Source organism: Variovorax sp. GW821-FHT09A10 (genome assembly GCF_059418385.1).
In genome coordinates this window covers 137,299-153,692 of record NZ_JBWKPT010000001.1, presented here as the reverse complement: position 1 = coordinate 153,692, position 16,394 = coordinate 137,299, and the positions used below count along the sequence as shown (strand labels likewise).

The following is a 16,394-nucleotide window of genomic DNA, read 5'->3' as shown; positions in this document are numbered from 1 at the left end:
CGACATGGCGACCCCTCCACGGCCCAGTTTCCCGGTTCGACTGACCCCCACCGCCTCGGCCGCCGCGCGCGGGCGCATGCCCGCCGTGCCGGTCAAGCCGATGGTGCCGTCCACGCCCTCGATGGCCTCCGATGCCGTGCGGGCGCGCATGGTGCAGAGGCTCGCGGCCCAGGGCATCAGCGATGCGCGCGTGTTGCGTGCCATGGGCGCGGTCGAGCGGCATCGCTTCGTCGACAGCGCGCTGGTCAACCAGGCCTACGAAGACACCAGCCTGCCGATCGGGCTGGGTCAGACCATTTCCAAGCCCAATGTGGTGGCCCGCATGATCGAGCTGCTGCTGGGCGCGCCGGCGTTGGCCGGCAAGCCACAAGATCGATTGGGTCGCGTGCTCGAGATCGGCACCGGCTGCGGCTACCAGGCCGCGGTGCTGAACGAGGTGGCCACCGAGGTCTACAGCATCGAGCGCCTGCGCGGGCTGCACGAGCGCGCGCGCACCAACCTGCGGCACTTCCGGCTGGCCACCGTGCACCTGATGTTGGGTGACGGCATGATCGGTTACGCGAAGGGCGCACCGTACGCGGGCATCATCGCCGCGGCTGGCGGCGAGGCCGTGCCCGAGGCCTGGATCACGCAGCTCGCGGTGGGCGGGCGCATCGTCGCGCCGACCCATTCAGTCACCGGCGGACAAGCCCTTGTCGTGATCGACAAGACCCCCCGTGGGCTCGAGCGGCGCGTTCTTGAGGCGGTTCACTTTGTCCCCCTAAAATCGGGCATCGCTTGAAGGAATAACAAATGCAGGGTTTTGGCAATCGGAGTTTGTTCGCAGGCATCACGTTGGCAGTTGTGCTCGTGATCGCGGGCTGCTCCGCACCGCGGGGTCCCGCGCCGGTCGAAGACCGGGGCACGATGACGCGCGCACCCGGGGCGACGACGCCCGGTGGTCCCCCCATCACGACCGACGCGTCCGGCAAGCCGCTCGCCGGTATCGAGAACTACGGCAAGCCTGGCTACTACGCCGTGCGCCCCGGTGACTCCATCCGCCGTATCGGCAGCGAAACGGGCCAGCGTTGGCAGGACATCGTGCGCTGGAACAACCTCGACAACCCCGACCTGATCGAGGTCGGCCAGGTGTTGCGCGTGATTCCGCCGACCGGCGCCAGTAGCAGCACGGCCGTTGCCACGGCACCGTCCTCCTCTTCTTCCAATGAAGGTGCGACCACGAAGCCGGTGGCCCCGCAAGCCTCCGTCACGCCGGCTGTGCCGGCCAGCGGTGCGAGCGGCACCAAGCCGCCGGCACCTGTCACGGCCTCGCCCTCGGGGCCGAGCAGCGGCAACTCGGGCGACGACGACCTGGGCTGGATCTGGCCCGCGAGCGGTTCACTGATCGCCGGTTTCGACGAAGCCAAGAACAAGGGCTACGACATCAGCGGCAAGGCCGGCGACCCCGTGCTGGCCGCAGCCGACGGTCGTGTGGTCTACGCCGGTGCCGGCCTGCGCGGCTACGGCAACCTGATCATCCTGAAGCACAACAACACCTACCTCACGGCGTATGCGCACAACCAGACGCTGCTCGTGAAGGAAGACCAGTCGGTTCAGAAGGGCCAGAAGATCGCCGAAATGGGCAACAGCGATGCCGATCGCGTGAAGCTGCATTTCGAGATCCGCCGTCAGGGCAAGCCCGTCGACCCGTCGCGCTACCTGCCCAATCGGTGATGCCATGGCTGCCTCCCGCCCTCGCCGCACACTGCCCGTGCGCGGGCTGGCGGGGCAGGGCAGCCCTTCACCTCGAAGCAACGGGGGCCGCAATGGCCACCAGGACAGCGGCGACGAGCCGCTGAGCGCAGACTCCCTTCCCGAAGACGTCGACCACGGCCTGCCGATCGCTTCTGCAGCGTCGGCTTCGGTTCACGGTGCCGCCACCGAAGTCATGGGCGGCGAGGGTGCCGATGCCTTGACCATCTACCTGCGCCAGGTCCGGCGCACCGAACTGTTCACCCCGGCCGAGGAATACACCACCGCCTGCGCCGCGCGCGCCGGCGACTTCGCGGCGCGGCAATCGATGATCGAGCACAACCTGCGGCTCGTGGTCAACATCGCCAAGAACTACCTGGGGCGCGGCATGCCGCTGTCCGACCTCATCGAGGAAGGCAACCTGGGGCTGATGCACGCCATCACCAAGTTCGAGCCCGAGCGCGGGTTTCGTTTTTCCACTTACGCGACCTGGTGGATCCGCCAGTCGGTCGAGCGCGCCGTCATCACGCAGTCGCGTGCGATTCGCCTGCCGGTGCATGTCGTGCGCGAGCTGCAGCAGGTCCTGCGGGCGCGCCGCACGCTCGAGGGCGACGCGGAGTTCCTCGCGAGCCGGCCGGACGGCGTGCGCGTCGAGGACGTGGCCGCGCTGCTCGGTCGCGAGGTGCAGGCGGTGGCCGACCTGCTGGCGCTGGCGGAGGCGCCGCGTTCGCTCGATGCGGGCGATGCGCGCGGCGAAGAAGGCTTCACGCTGGCCGACACCGTGGCCTCCGACGACGAACAGGGCAACCCGGCGGGCGTGACCCACACGCACGAGGTCGAGCGTCTGCTCGACCAATGGGTGCAAGCGCTCAACGCGCGGGAGCGCGAGGTGCTTGAAGGCCGCTATGGCCTGCACGACCGGGAGCCCGAGACGCTCGAGGTGCTGAGCGTGCGGCTGGGCCTGACGCGCGAGCGCGTGCGGCAGATCCAGAACGAGGCGCTGGCCAAGATGCGCAAGCAGCTGGCGCGCTCCGGCGTCGGCCGCGACGCGCTGTTCTAGGGGCCTGAAGAAAAGAAGGTAACCCGTCGCGGCCGGACCGCCCCGGCCACGCTGAGACAATCGGGGGATGACGGAATCCATCGAAGAAAAGAAAGTCCCCGCGAACCCCGCCGATGAATGGCTCCAGGTCGAGTCGCTCGACCTGGACGCGCAAGGCGTCTCCCACAAGTCCGACGGCATGGTCGTGTTCATCGAAGGCGCGCTGCCCTTCGAGGAAGTGCAGTTCAACGTCCATCGCCGCAAGAACAACTGGGAACAGGGCACGGTCACGCAGATCCGCCGCGAGTCCTCGCAGCGCGTGCGCCCGGGGTGCCCGCACTTCGGCCTGCACACGGGCGCGTGCGGCGGCTGCAAGATGCAGCACCTCGACGCTGCCGCCCAGGTGGCGGTGAAGCAGCGGGCGCTGGAAGACAACCTCTGGCACCTCGGCAAGGTCAAGCCGGAGAACCTGCTGCGTCCACTCGAGGGCCCGGCCTGGCATTACCGCTACCGCGCGCGCCTGTCGGTGCGCCACGTGGTCAAGAAGGGCACGGTGCTGATCGGCTTCCACGAGCGCAAGAGCCGCTACCTGGCCGACATGCAGGTCTGCCCCGTGCTGCCCAAGCAGGTCAGCGCCATGCTGATGCCGCTGCGCGCGCTGATCGGTTCCATGGACGCACGCGAGACCTGCCCGCAGATCGAGCTGGCCTGCGGCGACGCGCCGGATTCGACCGCGCTGGGCACCATCGCCCTGGTGCTGCGGCACCTGGAGCCGCTGTCGGGCGCCGACATCGGGCGGCTCAAGGCGTTCGCGGCCGAGAACGAAGGCGTTCAATGGTGGCTGCAGGCCAAGGGCCCGGACACCGTGAAGCTGCTGGAAGAGGGCGGCACGCCGCTGGCCTATCGCCTGCCCGCGTTCGGTGTGACGATGCCGTTCAAGCCCACCGATTTCACCCAGGTCAACCCGCACATCAACCGCGCGCTGGTCGGCAAGGCGCTGCGCCTGCTCGACGTGCAGCCCGAAGAGCGCGTGATCGACTGGTTCTGCGGTCTGGGCAACTTCACGTTGCCGTTGGCGAGCCAGGCGCGCGAGGTGCTCGGCATCGAGGGCAGCGACACGCTGGTGGCACGCGCCACCGACAATTTCCAGAGAAATCAGCCTGCAACGCCCGAGCGGCGAGCGCTGTCGGCCACCCGGTTCGTGGCACGCAACCTGTTCGACATGACGCCTGAGATGCTGGTGGCCGACGGCAGCGCCGACAAGTGGCTGGTCGACCCGCCGCGCGAAGGCGCCTTCGCGCTGGCCAAGGCCATGGCCGACCTGCACCAACAGCCTGAACTGCGCACGGGTGGCTGGACACCTCCCAAGCGCATCGTCTACGTGAGCTGCAACCCGTCGACGTTGGCGCGCGATGCCGGCCTGCTGGTGCACCAGGCGGGCTACCGCTGCACCTTCGCGGGCGTGGTGAACATGTTCCCGCACACGGCGCACGTCGAGTCGATCGCGGTCTTCGAGCTGGAATGAAAAAAGGCCCCTCGGGGCCTTTTTTCTTGGGGGCGGGGAAGCCGCTCAGTCGCGCTCGCCGCCGAAGATGCCCAGCAGGGCCAGCAGGCTCTGGAACACATTGAACATGTCCAGGTACAGGGCCAGCGTGGCGCTGATGTAGTTGGTTTCGCCGCCGTCCATGATCTGCTTGAGGTCATAGAGCATGTAGGCAGAGAAGATGCCGATGGCCGCCACCGAGATCACCAGCATGCCGGTGCTCGAGCCCACGAAGACGTTGATGACGGCGCCGAGCATCAGCACCAGCGCACCGACGAACAGGAACTTGCCCATGCCCGACAGGTCGCGCTTGATGACCGTGGCCAGCGAGGCCATCACGAAGAACACGCCGGCGGTGCCGCCGAAGGCCGTCATGATCAGTTCGGGGCCGTTCTTGAAGCCGAGCACCATCGCGAGCAGGCGCGAGAGCATCAGGCCCATGAAGAAGGTGAAGCCCAGCAGCACCGGCACGCCAGCGGCCGAGTTCTTGGTCTTCTCGATCGCGAACATGAAGCCGAAGGCGCCGCCGAGGAAGACCATCAGGCCGAGTCCGCCGGTGAGCGAGCGGGTGATGCCGGTGCTCACGCCGATCCAGGCGCCCAGCACGGTGGGCAGCATGCTCAGCGCCAGCAGCCAGTAGGTGTTGCGCAGCACGCGCTGGCGCTCGGCCTGCGGCAGTGTCTGGCCGTAGCCGGTGGAAGTGTCGAGGGTGGTCACACGGTCGTTCATGGCCGAAGCTCCTGAGGTTGCTGCATGCAATGACACGCAGTTGGGCGCATTCTAGGGGGCTGCAAGAGGGGGCTCTGCAAAGACCGTATGCCGGTTGTTCTTAAGCCCCCGCGGGACGCTGCGGCGCCCCGCCGTTATGCTGTCGGGTTTCGACGCAACCTGAGCTTATCCATGAAGACCAAATCATTCCTCGAACTCGCCGACGTCAAGGCCATCGCCGCTGCAGCGGAAGCCGAGGCCCTGAAGAACAACTGGGCCGTGACCATCGCAATCTCCGACGACGCCGGCAACCTGCTCTGGCTGCAGCGACTGGACGGCGCCGCCGCGCTGTCCTCGCACATCGCTCCCGCCAAGGCGCACACCGCCGCCATGGGCCGCCGCGAGAGCAAGGTCTATGAAGACATCATCAACGGCGGCCGCACCGCGTTCCTGACGGCACCCCTGGTGGAAGGCCTGCTCGAAGGCGGCGTGCCGATCGTGAAGGACGGCCACGTCATCGGCGCAGTCGGCGTGAGCGGCGTGAAGTCGAACGAAGACGCGCAAGTCGCCAAGGCCGGCATCGCCGCGCTCGGCCTGTAAGCCTTTTCATTTCGCCCAAAGCAAAACGCCGACCATCTGGTCGGCGTTTTCTTTTTCGGGGCTTCAGCGTGAAAAAAAGCTTGGCTAGTCGGCGAACCGTTGGCTAGCAAAAAACGACCCTTCGGAGATGAATCTCCTCGAGTCGCCCCACGATGAAACTTGCGCGAGGGGCGGGCTGAGCGACCTACTTGGTCAGGATCAGCTTGCCGAGTTTGGTGGCCTGAAGCCGGTAGAGCGAGCCGTTGTGCATGATGCCCACGGTCTTGCTTCCTTTCAGAAGCTCCGTGCTTTCGACCATCGGCGCCGGACGCGCCACCTGGATCGATGCATGACCGCCACCCGATTGGTCGAGCGAAGGGTGGTTCAGGACAGAAAAGGCATTCGGTGTGGCTGGCATCTGGAGTTCCTTTATGGAAGCGATGAGTGAATGATAATGATTCTCAATAAAAAGTCAATCGTCGCGATCAACTTATTTTTCGATCATTTCTTCACTCGTTCAGATCACTTCGTGTCGGGCTCCGTGATGAAGCCGATCTTGCGCACGCCGGCCTCACGCGCCTCGGCCATGGCCTTGGCCACGCGCTCGTAACGCACGGCCTTGTCGCCGCGGATGTGCAGCTCGGGCTGCGGTTCCTTGGCGGCTTCGGCGGCCAGGCGGTTCGGCAGTTGGCTGTCGTCGATCTTCTCTTCGTTCCAGTAATAGGAACCGTCGGCCGTGACGCTGAACAGGATGTTCTGCGGCTTGGGCTGCTCGGGCTCGCTGCTGGCGCGGGGCAGGTCGATGTTGACTGCGTGCTTCATGACCGGCACGGTGATGATGAAGATGATCAGGAGCACCAGCATGACGTCGACCAGCGGCGTCATGTTGATCTCGTTCATCACCTCATCGGGTTCGTCTTGGGTTCCGAAAGCCATGATGTTGCTCAGCCCTTCTTGAGCGGAACCACGATCGCTTCATTGCCGCCGCTTTGCACGCGGGCGCCGGTCACGAAGTAGGCGTGCAGGTCGTGGGCGAAGCTGTTGAGCTTGGTCAGCACGAACTTGTTGCCGCGCACCAGGGCGTTGTAGCCCAGCACCGCGGGAATGGCGACCGCCAGACCCAGGGCCGTCATGATCAGTGCTTCGCCGATAGGGCCGGCCACCTTGTCGATGGTCGCCTGGCCGGCCGAGCCGATGCTCATCAGCGCGTGGTAGATGCCCCAGACGGTGCCGAACAGGCCGATGAACGGTGCCGTCGAACCCACCGAAGCCAGGATGGCCAGGCCGGTCTGCAGGCGGGCCGTGAAGGCGTCGATGCCGTTGCGCAGGGCGCGCGTGATCCAGTCGCTCACGTCGAGCGCGTCATGCAGGTGCGCCTTGGTGTTGCGGTGGTGGGCAGCGGCCTCGCGGCCCTCGAGTGCCAGGGCGCGGAAGGGGTTGCCGTCGCCGGTGCCCAGTTTGTTCAGGGCGGTGGCGAAGTCTTCGCTGTGCCAGAAGTCCTGCGAATGCTTGGCAAAGCGCTTGTAGCGGATGACGTCGAGCGCCTTCACGATGATCACGATCCACGATGCGAGGGACATGCCGATCAACAGAATCGCGACAGCCTTGGTGACGAAGTCGCCCTGATTCCAGACGTTCATCAAGCCAAAATGGGAATCCATACGAAGTTGCTCCAGAGAAAAATTAGTTCAGGACGTAGTTGACGGGGGCGTCGTAAGACATGGCCTGCACCACGCCGTTGACCTTGCCGGGCACGAACCGGCATTTCATGATGTATTCCACGGCCGCCTCGTCGAGGCGGTCGAAGCCGCTGGATTTCTTGACCTCGGCGCTCTTGGGCAGGCCGTCGGCGCCCACGAGCACGCGCACGATCACCTTGCCCTGCTCGCCCAGCCGCTTGCTCATGGCGGGGTAGACCGCCTTCGGGTTCTGCAAATAGTCGGCATTGCTCGACGGCAGTTGCACGGCGGGCGGCGCTGGAGGCGACGGCGGCGGTGCGGGAGGGGCTGGCGGCGCGGGCGGTGCCGGTGGAGCGGGCGGGGGCGGCGGCTCGGTGGTGCCCGAGGTCGCATTCGGCGCAGGCGTTGGCTTGGGCTCGCGGATGGCCTGCGGGCGCGGCGGCGGCGGCGCCTTGCTCACCTTGGGCTGCGGCGGCGGAGGAGGCGGGGGCGGCGGATCGGCCTTGGGTTTCGGCGGCTCGACGAACTGGCTCAGGATCTCGACGGGAATCACCACTTCGGCGGCCCGGCGCAGCAGGCCGCTTTGCAGCGCCCACAGCGCGGCGCCGTGAAACAGGATCACGCCGCCGGCAATGACGACAGTGCGCGACAGGCCAAGGAAGGAGGGAGGGGGGGCAAAGCGGTCAGACACGATCAACCATTCGAATGCGGGCACTACAAATCGTGCCCCGATTGCAGCAAAACCGCTACAGAGACGCTACTTGCGAAAAATCCACCAGACAGAGCCGGCGACGAGGATCAGGCTGCCGCCGAGAGCCGAGACGAGTTCCATGCTTTGCTTTCCTTGATGGAGTTGGCAAGCTGGATCGCTCTCGGCGCCGATTCGCAGTTCAGGGCGGCGACCGGGTGAGAGACACTGCACTGCGCCACGATGTCGCGGGCACAACCTTCACACTGGCCACACTGGGTGGCCACGCCGAGTTCGAACTGGACTTCGTCGAAAGTCATGCCCGCGCGCACATGACGTGCGATTTCACGGTCAGAGACTCGGCGGCAGACGCAAACGATCATGGCGGTGAAAGCGGCAGTTGGCTGGCTGTTGGATGTGACTCATTATAAATAAGAATCCATCGCATTTGCAATCACTATGACCGACATGCCGCCGGACTTTGCAAGCCAGTGTTACACCTCGGCCCAGAGCCGCAGCAGGTTGTGATAGTGGCCGGTGAGCGCCACGGTTTCCTCGCATTCGCCCAGGCGGGCGCGCAGTTTCTGGATCGTCTGGTCGAGTTCGAACAGCATGCCGCGCTGTGCGTCGCTGCGCACCATGCTCTGCAGCCAGAAAAACGAGCACACCCGCGCCCCGCGCGTGACCGGGTGCACGCGATGCTGGCTGCTCGCCGGATAAAGGATCAGGTCGCCGGCCGGCAGCTTGACCTCGTGGGAGCCGTAGGTGTCGATCACTTCCAGCTCGCCGCCTTCGTAGTCTTCCGGCTCGCTCAGGAAGAGGGTGCACGACAGGTCGGTGCGCAGCTGCTGGCTGCTGCCGGGCACCGCGCGCACCGAGCCGTCGACGTGCACGCCATAGTGCTCGCCGCCCTCGTAGCGGTTGAACAGCGGCGGCACGAAACGCGCCGGCAGCGCCGCCGAAAAGAACAGCGCGTGGCGCGACAGCGCGGCCAGGATGGTCGCGCCGAGTTCGCGCGAGACGGGAGAAGACTCCGGCAACTGGCGGTTGCGCTTGACCTGCGCGCCTTGGTCTCCCACGGTTTCGCGGCCATCGACCCACTGGGTGGCGTCGAGCGCGGCGCGCATTTCGCGCACCTGGTCGGGACTGAGCACGTCGGGCACATGCAGCATCATTTCGGTGAACTCCACAAGAAAAAGCCCCGGCGCAGGCCGGGGCTCGAGTTTCGCACTGCGTCGCCCGCCCTTGCCGGGGGCGACGCAGCCGTCGGGATCAGAACGCGAAGTTCGCGGTGATCTTGGCCGAGCGCGGCGTGCCCGGCGTGTAGCGGTAGCCGCTCTTGTTGATGGCGGCCGCGTACTGCTTGTCGAACAGGTTGGCGATGTTCAGCTGGATGTCGACGTTCTTGTTGATGCGGTACGACGCCATGGCATCGAACACCCAGTAGGCGTCGATGTACGCCGGCGTGCCCACGGCGCCATCGGTGCCGCGGTGCAGCTTGCCGTTGTAGCGCGCGCCGCCGCCGACCGTCAGGCCGAACGGGAACTGGTAGGTGGTCCAGGCCGTGAAGGAATTCTTCGGCGTGTAGGTCAGCACGTTGGTGCCGTCGGCGGTGACGTTGGGGCCACTTTGCACCTTGGTGTCCATCGTCGTGAAGCCGGCGCTCATGCCCCAGCGTTCGGTGATGGTGCCCGCCACGCCCAGCTCGATGCCCTGCACGCGCTTCTTGCCGCTCTGGTAGTACAGCGCGGTGTTGGTCGGGTCCTGCACGACTTCGTTGCTCACGTCGGTGCGGTAGACCGCGCCGGTCAGCGACAGCTTGTCGTCCAGCACGTCCCACTTCGTGCCCACTTCGAAGGTCTTGGCCTTTTGCGGCAGGAAGTCGGTGCGCGCCGCGCTGCTGCCCGTGCCGGCGGCCGACAGCGCGAAGTTCGCGCCGCCCGGGGGCTGGGCCGAGGTGCCGTAGGCCGCATAGATGCTGCCGTTCTTCGCGGGCTTGTAGACCACGCCGATCTTGCCGGTGAACAGGTTGTCGGAGAGCTTGAGCGACGAGGGCACCAGCGTGCCGACCGGCAGGCCGGGGTTGGTCGTTGCGGTCGACAGCGCCGCGCTCTGGAACGAGGTGCTGTAGTGGTCGAAGCGCAGGCCGCCGGTGATCTGCCATTGCTCGTTCAGCTTGATGGTGTCGAAGGCGTACAGGCCGACCGTGTTGGTCACGCCCTTGCTGTCGGCGCCGCTGAGCATGCGGTTGTAGCCGTTCACGTACGGGTTCGGCGCGTACAGGTTGGCCACCGGCCAGGCGCCGTTCTGCACGACCTTGCCGTTGAAGGTGGCGCCGGGGCTGAAGTAGCCCAGGCTCGACTGCTCTTCGCGGATCAGCTCGACGCCCGCGCTGAGCGAGTGGTTCAGGCTGCCGGTGTTGAACTTGGCGGTCACGTTCGTCTGGTTGACGAAGATCGTGTTTTCCTGGTTCTTGTTGGTCGGCGAGTTGCGCGTGACCGTCCAGGTCGAGGGCAGGCCCGGGACCGGCGTGTCCAGGAAGGCGGCGCCCGCTGCCGGCGGCCGGCCGGTCGCGGCGAGGCCTGCGAGCATGAACGACGTCAGCATGTAGTCCTGCTTCGTCTTGCCGTAGCGGGTGGTGTTGCGCAGCGTGACGTCGGGCGTGAAGTCGTGCTCCACGCGCGCCGTGAACATGTCGGCCGTCACCTTGTTGAAGTCGTGCGCGGTGCCGTAGAAGTTCTTCGGATCGACCGGTGCCGCGTAGTTCAGGAAGCTGCGGCGACGTGCGCCCAGGGCGACCGGATCGGGGTTCGAATAGCTGGGCAGGCCGATGGTCGGCACGCCGCCGTCGGGCACGTTGTCCTGGTCGACGTGCAGGTAGTCGAAGTAAAAGCGCGTGGGCGAGTTCAGGCCGAGTGCGATCGACGGTGCAATGGCCGTGCGCTTGTTCTTGACGAAGTCGCGGCCGGGCACGCCCGAGTCTTCCATCGCTGCATTCAGGCGGAAGGCCGCGCCGATGCCGTTGGCGCCGCTGAGCGACTTGTTCCAGTCGATGCTGCCGCGCTTGTAGTCGGCGCTGCCGAAACCGATCGAGCCCAGGAAGCTGTCTTCGAGCTTCGGCTTCTTGGTGACGAGGTTGATGTAGCCGGTGGGCGAGGCGCGGCCCACGTCGGTGCCCGACGGGCCCTTCACGACCTCGACCTGCTCGATGTTGAACATGTCGCGCGAGACCGAGCCCAGGTCGCGGATGCCGTCCACGAAGATGCTGCTGGAGCTGTCGAAGCCGCGCATGAACACGGCGTCGCCGGTGTTCGTGTTGCCGTTCTCGCCCAGGAAGAAGGTGCCGACGCCGGCGGTGTTGCGCAGCGCTTCGGTAAGCGTGGTCGCGCCCTGTTCGCGAATGATCTGTTCCTTGATCACCTGGATGGTCTGCGGCGTGTTCACCAGCGGGGCCGTGAACTTCGGGTTGGCCGAGGTGTCGGTCTTGTAGTCGGCGGCGCTTGAATCCTGCACGCGGACTTCAGGCAGGGCCCGCCCGGTCTGGGCAAAGGCGGCGGGGGCTGCGATGGCCAGCAGCGTGGCTGCGGCGGCACCCGAAAGATGAGGAACGGCGCGTGCGACGGCGTGCTTGCGGCTCTTGATATAGGCCATGTTGTTTTCTCCGGAAAGGGCGGGCGGGCAGAGCTCGGCTGGCTGGGTCCGCGTGGCGCGCTCTCCAGGGAGAAAAGGGCGGCAAGACTGGCTGGGTGAGCTGATTTGCGAAGGGTTTGCAAATCGACTCAAATGATATTGCTTCTCAATACCAAGGTGCTCAACTGTCCGCTTTTAACCCGAAAGTTTCTCTTTTTTCGTTGCCGAGACGCAACTGACGAGGCCGTGCCGGCCTGTCAGTAGACGTCGCGGCGGTAGCGTCCACTGGCCGAGAGCTCGGCCCACAGCGCGTCGTCGGCGATCTGCCGCAGCGCCGCGTCCACGCCCGATGCCATGCCCTGCAGGCTGCCGCAGACATAGACCGCGGCGCCGTCGCGCAGCCAGGCCTGCAACGTGTCGGCCACCTGCAGCAGGCGGTGCTGCACGTAGAACCGCTCGGCCTGGTCGCGCGAGAACACCATGTCGAGCCGGGCGAGCGTGCCGTCGGCCTGCCAGGCTTCGATTTCCTCGCGGCAGAGGAAGTCGTGGGCGGACTGGCGCTCGCCGAACACCAGCCAGTTGTCTTTCCGACCGGCCGCGGCGCGTGCGCGCAGGTGGGCGCGCAGGCCGGCCAGGCCGGTGCCGTTGCCGATCAGGATCAGCGGACGGTTCTCGTTGCCTTCGAGCCGGAAGCCGCGGTGTGGCCGCAGGCGCAGCGCGACGGAGTCGCCGACCGAGAGCGTCGAGGTGAGCAGGCCCGACGCGGCGCCCATCGAGCCATCGGGATGCTGCTCCTGCCGCACGAGCAGCTGCAGTTCGCCGTCGGCGGGCAGGGAGGCGATCGAGTAGTCGCGTGGCCGCGCCGGATCGCTCGCGACGGCGACCTGAACCAGGTCGCCCGACGCCCAGTGCGGCAGGGTGCCTGCTTGCGGCGTGAGACCGAGGTGGAAAACCGGGCCACCGGTGCTGCCGGCGTTGAGCAGTTCGCGCCGCGTGAGCCGCCAGGGCGCAAAGCTCGCCGGGGCGTCGTCGCCGCCCTCCGGCGCATCGCCCCAGCGGGCGTGCCAATCGGCGAGCGCGGCGGGGTCGCTGTTGTCGACCTCGATGGGATCGAAGTCGCGCACGGCGCCGGCCGTGTGGAGCCACGCATCGAGCGCGCGGCCGAAGCCGCAGAAGTGGGCGTACTGGCGGTCGCCCAGCGCCAGCACGGCGTAGCGCAGCGACGGCAACGCCAGCGGCGCGCCCATCACGCGCTCGGCGAACACGCTGGCGCCGTCGGGTGCATCGCCTTCGCCGTAAGTGCTGGCCACGAAGAGGGCGCGGCGGGCCGAGGCCAGCGTGGCGCTGTCGAGGGCGTTGAGGGCCATCACGCGCACCGCGGTGCCGGCTGCGCGCAGCCGTCGCGCGGTCTGCCACGCGATGGTTTCCGCCTGGCCGGTCTGGCTGGCGAACAGCACGAGGGTGGGCGACGCCTGCGCGCCATCACCGGCCGACAGCGCCGCGGCTTCGCGGGCAGCCGTGGCGTGCAGTCGCCGCTGGCGTGCGTAGATGCCCAGGCACAGCGCGGCATAGGCCGCGACCGTCGCGCTGGCGGCCAGCGCGCGCCACAAGGTCTCGGTCATGCGCCGGTCTGCGCCTGCCACGCGCGCGTGGCGCGCTCGGTGAGCGATCCGTCGTTGGCGCGGGCGATGAACAGGGCCGCGATGTCGCGCTGCTGCGCGAAGGCCAGGCCCTCGTCGGGGCCGAGCACGGTCAGCACGGTGGCGAGCACATCCGCCTGCATGCACTGTGGGTGCAGCACGGTGACGCTGGCCAGCGGATGCGCCACCGGTTCGCCGTCGCGTGGATCGATGGTGTGCGACCAGCTGCGGCCTTCGATGGCGCGCCGGTGCCAGCGGTCGCCCGAGGTGGCCACGGCCATGTCGGCCAGGGCGATGCGTTGCGGGGTCGGCATCTCGGTGTCGACCTGCACCTGCCACGGCGCACCGCCAGGCCGCCGGCCGATGCCGCGCAGCTCGCCGCCGATCTCGAACAGCAGGTCGGTGAGACCGAGCGCGCGCAGCGCGTCGACGCCATGGTCCACCGCGAAGCCCTTGGCGATGCCGGACAGGTCGAGCTGCACGCCGCCGGGTTGCAGCAGCGTGGGGTTGGCCTCATCGAAGGTCAGCCGTTGCCAGCCGACGTTCGCGTGGATTGCGGCCAGTGCGTCGGGCGAGGGCAGGGCGTTGTCTTGCGACGCCGCGGGACCGAAGCCCCAGCGCGCCACCAAGGCACCGACCGTCGGATCGATCGCTCCACCGCTGGCCTGCGCCCACGCGAGGGCGCACTGCATCACCTGCGCGAATTCGGCCGGCAGCGCATGGCGCGAGCCGGCGGGCGCGGCGTTGAAGCGGCTGATGAGGGAGCCTGGCTCCCAGTGGCTCATCTGGTCGATCACGCGCGCGAGCGCGGCTTCGACCGCCTCGCGCACCTGCGCGAGCGGCAGCATCCGCGGGTTGTCGAAGCGCAGCGACCAGGTCGTGCCCATCGTCTGCCCGCCGAGCTGCTGGAGGCTCGCGGGATCGGCGGGACGAGGAACGGCCGCGTTGGCGTAGCCGCCCGCGCGCCAGGTGCTGAAGGAAAGGCCCAAGGAAAAACGCAGGGTCAGGGCATCACTTCCAGGGTGGCCGCGTAGCTCAGGCGGCGTTCCTTGGCTTGGGGCACGGTGGTCTTGCTGTCCTTGGTGCTGGCGTCGAGCCAGTACATGCCGGCGCTCGGCCAGGTCACGCTGAACTGGCCCTTGTCGTCGGTCTTGAGCTTGATCTCTTCGAGCTTGTCGCGGTACTGGGTGTTGCCGGCGGTCACCGTCACTTCGAGGTCCTTGGCGGGCTTGCCGTCCAGGTGCAGCGTGAAGGTGGCCTTCTCGCCCTTGGCCAGATCGGTCGGGCTGCCGGCGGCAATCAGTTCCAGGCCCTGGCCGATGGGCTTGAGCGCCGAGGGCTTGCCGACGGTCACGAAGGTCTCGATGCGGCCGGCCGACTGGGTGATGGTCACGTCCTGTGCGTCGGCCGGGATTTCCTTGGCGATGGTCTCGGCCGTGCCGCGGGCGCGCTTGTTCTGGCCCGTGGCCTTGTCCTTCCAGGCGGCGAAGGCGCCGTTGTTGACCACCGCGATGCGATAGGTGCCCGGCTGTGCGACGTTCACGTCGAACACGTTGCGCAGCTTGAGCTTGGCTTCGGATTCGGGCTTCACGGCGCTGCCGTCAGGGGCGGTGATCTGCAGGCCCTCCAGGCGCAGCGGCGCGTGGTTGGCCACGAACAGGTCGTTCGACACGGCGGCGTCGACGCTCACGGTGTCGGCCTTCGACAGCACGGTGGTCGAGGGCAGCAGCCAGGCGTTGTGCGCCTGGGTCACGGAAGCAACGGCCGAAAGGGCGAGGGCGAGGCCGGCGGCGCGCAGGGTGAAGCGGGTCATGGTGGTCCTTGGAATGAGAGAGAGGGCGGATCGGTCGGAAGTCAGGGCTTGAGTTCGAGCTTGATCTCGCCGAGCTCTTCCTTGCCGGCGGCCACCGGTTGCGCGGCGGCGGTGGGTGGCCACTGGAACGGGATGGTCACGACCTCGCGGCCGCCGACTTCACGGGCGGCTTCCACCACCAGCTTGTAGGCGCCGGGCGCGAGCTTGGGCATCGCGCCCGAGCCTTCGGTGAAGCTCAGCTGGTGCTTGCCCGCGGGCTTGCTGGCGCCGGTGACGCCGTCCACCGGCACGGCCAGTTCACGGCCACCGCGGCGCCACCACTGGCGCATGTCCTTGAGCCACTTGGTGCCTTCGCCTTCGGGGTTGTTGGTCTTGGTGCGCACGTCGTACCAGACGGCCAGCGTGCCGGCCATCGTGCTGTCGGCGCGCTCGATCCAGGTCGCCACGTAGGGGCGGTGGTACTCCGACACGTTGAGCCGGGGGATCTCGATGTTGACCGACAGGCCAGCGGCGATGGCCGGGGCCGCGAACAACGCCGACATGGCGATCGGTGCGAGCGAGTAGCGAAGGTGCACGGGAAAACCTCTTTCTTCCTGAATCAGCAAAGACAACGCACCGGCCGATCCGTCGATCGGATCGGTCAGTGAATGAACAGCAACGCGAGCAGCACCGGCACCACCAGCCCCATGCCCACCATGGGCCAGGTGAAGGGGCGGTTGCCCGCGTGCATCTTGAGAATGAACAGTCCGGTGACCGAGAAGACCAGCGTGGCGGCCGCGAAGATGTCGATGAACCAGCTCCAGGCCGTGCCGGTGTTGCGGCCCTTGTGCAGGTCGTTGAAGTAGGAGAGCCAGCCGCGGTCGGTGCGCTCGTACTCGACCTCGCCCTCGGGCAGGCTCAGCCGCAGCCAGGCGTCGCCGCCGGGGCGGGGGAGCGAGAGGTAGATTTCGTCGTCGGACCACTCGGCCTGGCGGCCGGCGGTGTCGATGTCCCATTGGGTGCGCAGCCAGGCCTGCAATTCGGCGGGCAGCGGGGCCTTGCCCTGCTGGGCCTTGGCGGCCGGCAGCTGTTGTTCGAGGCGGGCGCGCAGCGCGTCGTCGACCGTGCCGTTGTGCGTGGTGACGACCGGCTTGGCCTCGATCTGCCCCGCGTGGTTGAGCGTGAAGCCCGTGACGCTGAACAGGATCATCCCGACGAGACAGATGGCAGAACTGACCCAATGCCACTCGTGGAGGGTCTTGAGCCAATAGGCGCGGCGGCGGTTGTCGGAACGGGCGGGGGCAGTCATCGAAAGCGCGAATTGTAGTCGCGCAGATGAGAATGACTGCTATTCAGTAAGGATAA

General features: G+C 67.2%; 18 protein-coding genes. 5 read left to right on the top strand and 13 right to left on the bottom strand.

Features of this window, described 5'->3' with window-relative positions; genetic code table 11:
- Positions 1 to 4: 4 nt before the first annotated feature.
- From AC07Q9_RS00790 to rlmD, 4 genes are all read left to right on the top strand, one after another.
- Positions 5 to 781, top strand: a complete 777-nt coding sequence (locus AC07Q9_RS00790; protein WP_495306902.1) for a protein-L-isoaspartate(D-aspartate) O-methyltransferase — start codon at positions 5 to 7, stop codon at positions 779 to 781.
- A gap of 11 nt (positions 782 to 792) precedes the next feature.
- Complete coding sequence (locus tag AC07Q9_RS00785) at positions 793 to 1,713, top strand: peptidoglycan DD-metalloendopeptidase family protein (protein WP_495306901.1); 921 nt, start codon at positions 793 to 795, stop codon at positions 1,711 to 1,713.
- A gap of 4 nt (positions 1,714 to 1,717) precedes the next feature.
- Positions 1,718 to 2,791 carry a sigma-70 family RNA polymerase sigma factor gene (locus tag AC07Q9_RS00780; RefSeq protein ID WP_492681046.1) on the top strand — a complete coding sequence of 358 codons (1,074 nt, stop codon included), beginning with the start codon at positions 1,718 to 1,720 and terminating at the stop codon, positions 2,789 to 2,791.
- A gap of 67 nt (positions 2,792 to 2,858) precedes the next feature.
- Entirely contained in the window at positions 2,859 to 4,295 is a 1,437-nt protein-coding gene (gene rlmD / locus AC07Q9_RS00775) for a 23S rRNA (uracil(1939)-C(5))-methyltransferase RlmD (protein ID WP_390345153.1), read from the top strand.
- A gap of 45 nt (positions 4,296 to 4,340) precedes the next feature.
- On the opposite strand, the gene AC07Q9_RS00770 is transcribed toward rlmD, so the two are convergent.
- Positions 4,341 to 5,042, bottom strand: a complete 702-nt coding sequence (locus AC07Q9_RS00770) for a Bax inhibitor-1/YccA family protein (protein WP_099796206.1) — start codon at positions 5,040 to 5,042, stop codon at positions 4,341 to 4,343.
- A 171-nt stretch (positions 5,043 to 5,213) separates the two neighbouring features.
- On the opposite strand from AC07Q9_RS00770, the gene AC07Q9_RS00765 reads away from it, so the two are divergent.
- Positions 5,214 to 5,621, top strand: a complete 408-nt coding sequence (locus AC07Q9_RS00765; RefSeq protein ID WP_495306900.1) for a GlcG/HbpS family heme-binding protein — start codon at positions 5,214 to 5,216, stop codon at positions 5,619 to 5,621.
- Between the two features lie 184 nt (positions 5,622 to 5,805).
- On the opposite strand, the gene hemP is transcribed toward AC07Q9_RS00765, so the two are convergent.
- The 12 genes from hemP to AC07Q9_RS00705 form a co-directional block, all read right to left on the bottom strand.
- Positions 5,806 to 6,018 carry a hemin uptake protein HemP gene (gene hemP, locus AC07Q9_RS00760; RefSeq protein ID WP_099796208.1) on the bottom strand — a complete coding sequence of 71 codons (213 nt, stop codon included), beginning with the start codon at positions 6,016 to 6,018 and terminating at the stop codon, positions 5,806 to 5,808.
- Positions 6,019 to 6,122: 104 nt separating this feature from the next.
- The gene (locus tag AC07Q9_RS00755) at positions 6,123 to 6,536 is read right to left on the bottom strand and encodes an ExbD/TolR family protein (RefSeq protein ID WP_056583083.1); all 414 of its coding nucleotides are present in this window, start codon (positions 6,534 to 6,536) and stop codon (positions 6,123 to 6,125) included.
- Positions 6,537 to 6,544: 8 nt separating this feature from the next.
- A complete protein-coding gene (locus AC07Q9_RS00750; protein ID WP_099796210.1) occupies positions 6,545 to 7,261 on the bottom strand; it encodes a MotA/TolQ/ExbB proton channel family protein in 717 nt (238 codons plus the stop codon).
- Between the two features lie 22 nt (positions 7,262 to 7,283).
- Entirely contained in the window at positions 7,284 to 7,973 is a 690-nt protein-coding gene (locus AC07Q9_RS00745; protein ID WP_070059744.1) for an energy transducer TonB, read from the bottom strand.
- Positions 7,974 to 8,077: 104 nt separating this feature from the next.
- Entirely contained in the window at positions 8,078 to 8,350 is a 273-nt protein-coding gene (locus AC07Q9_RS00740) for a (2Fe-2S)-binding protein (protein WP_062473051.1), read from the bottom strand.
- 111 nt (positions 8,351 to 8,461) lie between these two features.
- Positions 8,462 to 9,142: a Fe2+-dependent dioxygenase gene (locus AC07Q9_RS00735; protein WP_495306899.1), complete on the bottom strand. Its 681-nt coding sequence runs from the start codon at positions 9,140 to 9,142 to the stop codon at positions 8,462 to 8,464.
- Positions 9,143 to 9,239: 97 nt separating this feature from the next.
- Positions 9,240 to 11,618, bottom strand: a complete 2,379-nt coding sequence (locus AC07Q9_RS00730) for a catecholate siderophore receptor Fiu (RefSeq protein WP_495306898.1) — start codon at positions 11,616 to 11,618, stop codon at positions 9,240 to 9,242.
- Positions 11,619 to 11,854: 236 nt separating this feature from the next.
- The gene (locus AC07Q9_RS00725; protein WP_495306897.1) at positions 11,855 to 13,219 is read right to left on the bottom strand and encodes a sulfite reductase subunit alpha; all 1,365 of its coding nucleotides are present in this window, start codon (positions 13,217 to 13,219) and stop codon (positions 11,855 to 11,857) included.
- Entirely contained in the window at positions 13,216 to 14,226 is a 1,011-nt protein-coding gene (locus AC07Q9_RS00720) for an FAD:protein FMN transferase (protein ID WP_495306896.1), read from the bottom strand. Before AC07Q9_RS00720 ends, AC07Q9_RS00725 begins: the two co-directional genes overlap by 4 nt.
- Positions 14,227 to 14,240: 14 nt before the next feature.
- Positions 14,241 to 15,050 (bottom strand): DUF4198 domain-containing protein, encoded by an 810-nt coding sequence (locus AC07Q9_RS00715; protein ID WP_495306895.1) that lies wholly within the window; start codon positions 15,048 to 15,050, stop codon positions 14,241 to 14,243.
- A gap of 41 nt (positions 15,051 to 15,091) precedes the next feature.
- Positions 15,092 to 15,592: a DUF2271 domain-containing protein gene (locus AC07Q9_RS00710; protein ID WP_174543631.1), complete on the bottom strand. Its 501-nt coding sequence runs from the start codon at positions 15,590 to 15,592 to the stop codon at positions 15,092 to 15,094.
- Between the two features lie 98 nt (positions 15,593 to 15,690).
- Positions 15,691 to 16,338, bottom strand: coding sequence for a PepSY-associated TM helix domain-containing protein (locus AC07Q9_RS00705; protein WP_369632180.1), 648 nt, complete (start codon positions 16,336 to 16,338; stop codon positions 15,691 to 15,693).
- Positions 16,339 to 16,394: the final 56 nt, after the last annotated feature.

Excerpts from the sequence above, each read along its gene's own strand:
- AC07Q9_RS00780 (WP_492681046.1), top strand. The coding sequence starts at position 1,718 with ATGGCTGCCTCCCGCCCTCGCCGCACACTGCCCGTGCGCGGGCTGGCG.
- AC07Q9_RS00730 (WP_495306898.1), bottom strand. The coding sequence starts at position 11,618 with ATGGCCTATATCAAGAGCCGCAAGCACGCCGTCGCACGCGCCGTTCCT.
- AC07Q9_RS00710 (WP_174543631.1), bottom strand. The coding sequence starts at position 15,592 with ATGTCGGCGTTGTTCGCGGCCCCGGCCATCGCCGCTGGCCTGTCGGTC.
- rlmD (WP_390345153.1), top strand. The coding sequence starts at position 2,859 with ATGACGGAATCCATCGAAGAAAAGAAAGTCCCCGCGAACCCCGCCGAT.
- AC07Q9_RS00765 (WP_495306900.1), top strand. The coding sequence starts at position 5,214 with ATGAAGACCAAATCATTCCTCGAACTCGCCGACGTCAAGGCCATCGCC.
- hemP (WP_099796208.1), bottom strand. The coding sequence starts at position 6,018 with ATGCCAGCCACACCGAATGCCTTTTCTGTCCTGAACCACCCTTCGCTC.
- AC07Q9_RS00705 (WP_369632180.1), bottom strand. The coding sequence starts at position 16,338 with ATGACTGCCCCCGCCCGTTCCGACAACCGCCGCCGCGCCTATTGGCTC.
- AC07Q9_RS00740 (WP_062473051.1), bottom strand. The coding sequence starts at position 8,350 with ATGATCGTTTGCGTCTGCCGCCGAGTCTCTGACCGTGAAATCGCACGT.
- AC07Q9_RS00770 (WP_099796206.1), bottom strand. The coding sequence starts at position 5,042 with ATGAACGACCGTGTGACCACCCTCGACACTTCCACCGGCTACGGCCAG.
- AC07Q9_RS00735 (WP_495306899.1), bottom strand. The coding sequence starts at position 9,142 with ATGATGCTGCATGTGCCCGACGTGCTCAGTCCCGACCAGGTGCGCGAA.
- AC07Q9_RS00785 (WP_495306901.1), top strand. The coding sequence starts at position 793 with ATGCAGGGTTTTGGCAATCGGAGTTTGTTCGCAGGCATCACGTTGGCA.
- AC07Q9_RS00715 (WP_495306895.1), bottom strand. The coding sequence starts at position 15,050 with ATGACCCGCTTCACCCTGCGCGCCGCCGGCCTCGCCCTCGCCCTTTCG.
- AC07Q9_RS00750 (WP_099796210.1), bottom strand. The coding sequence starts at position 7,261 with ATGGATTCCCATTTTGGCTTGATGAACGTCTGGAATCAGGGCGACTTC.
- AC07Q9_RS00725 (WP_495306897.1), bottom strand. The coding sequence starts at position 13,219 with ATGACCGAGACCTTGTGGCGCGCGCTGGCCGCCAGCGCGACGGTCGCG.
- AC07Q9_RS00755 (WP_056583083.1), bottom strand. The coding sequence starts at position 6,536 with ATGGCTTTCGGAACCCAAGACGAACCCGATGAGGTGATGAACGAGATC.
- AC07Q9_RS00790 (WP_495306902.1), top strand. The coding sequence starts at position 5 with ATGGCGACCCCTCCACGGCCCAGTTTCCCGGTTCGACTGACCCCCACC.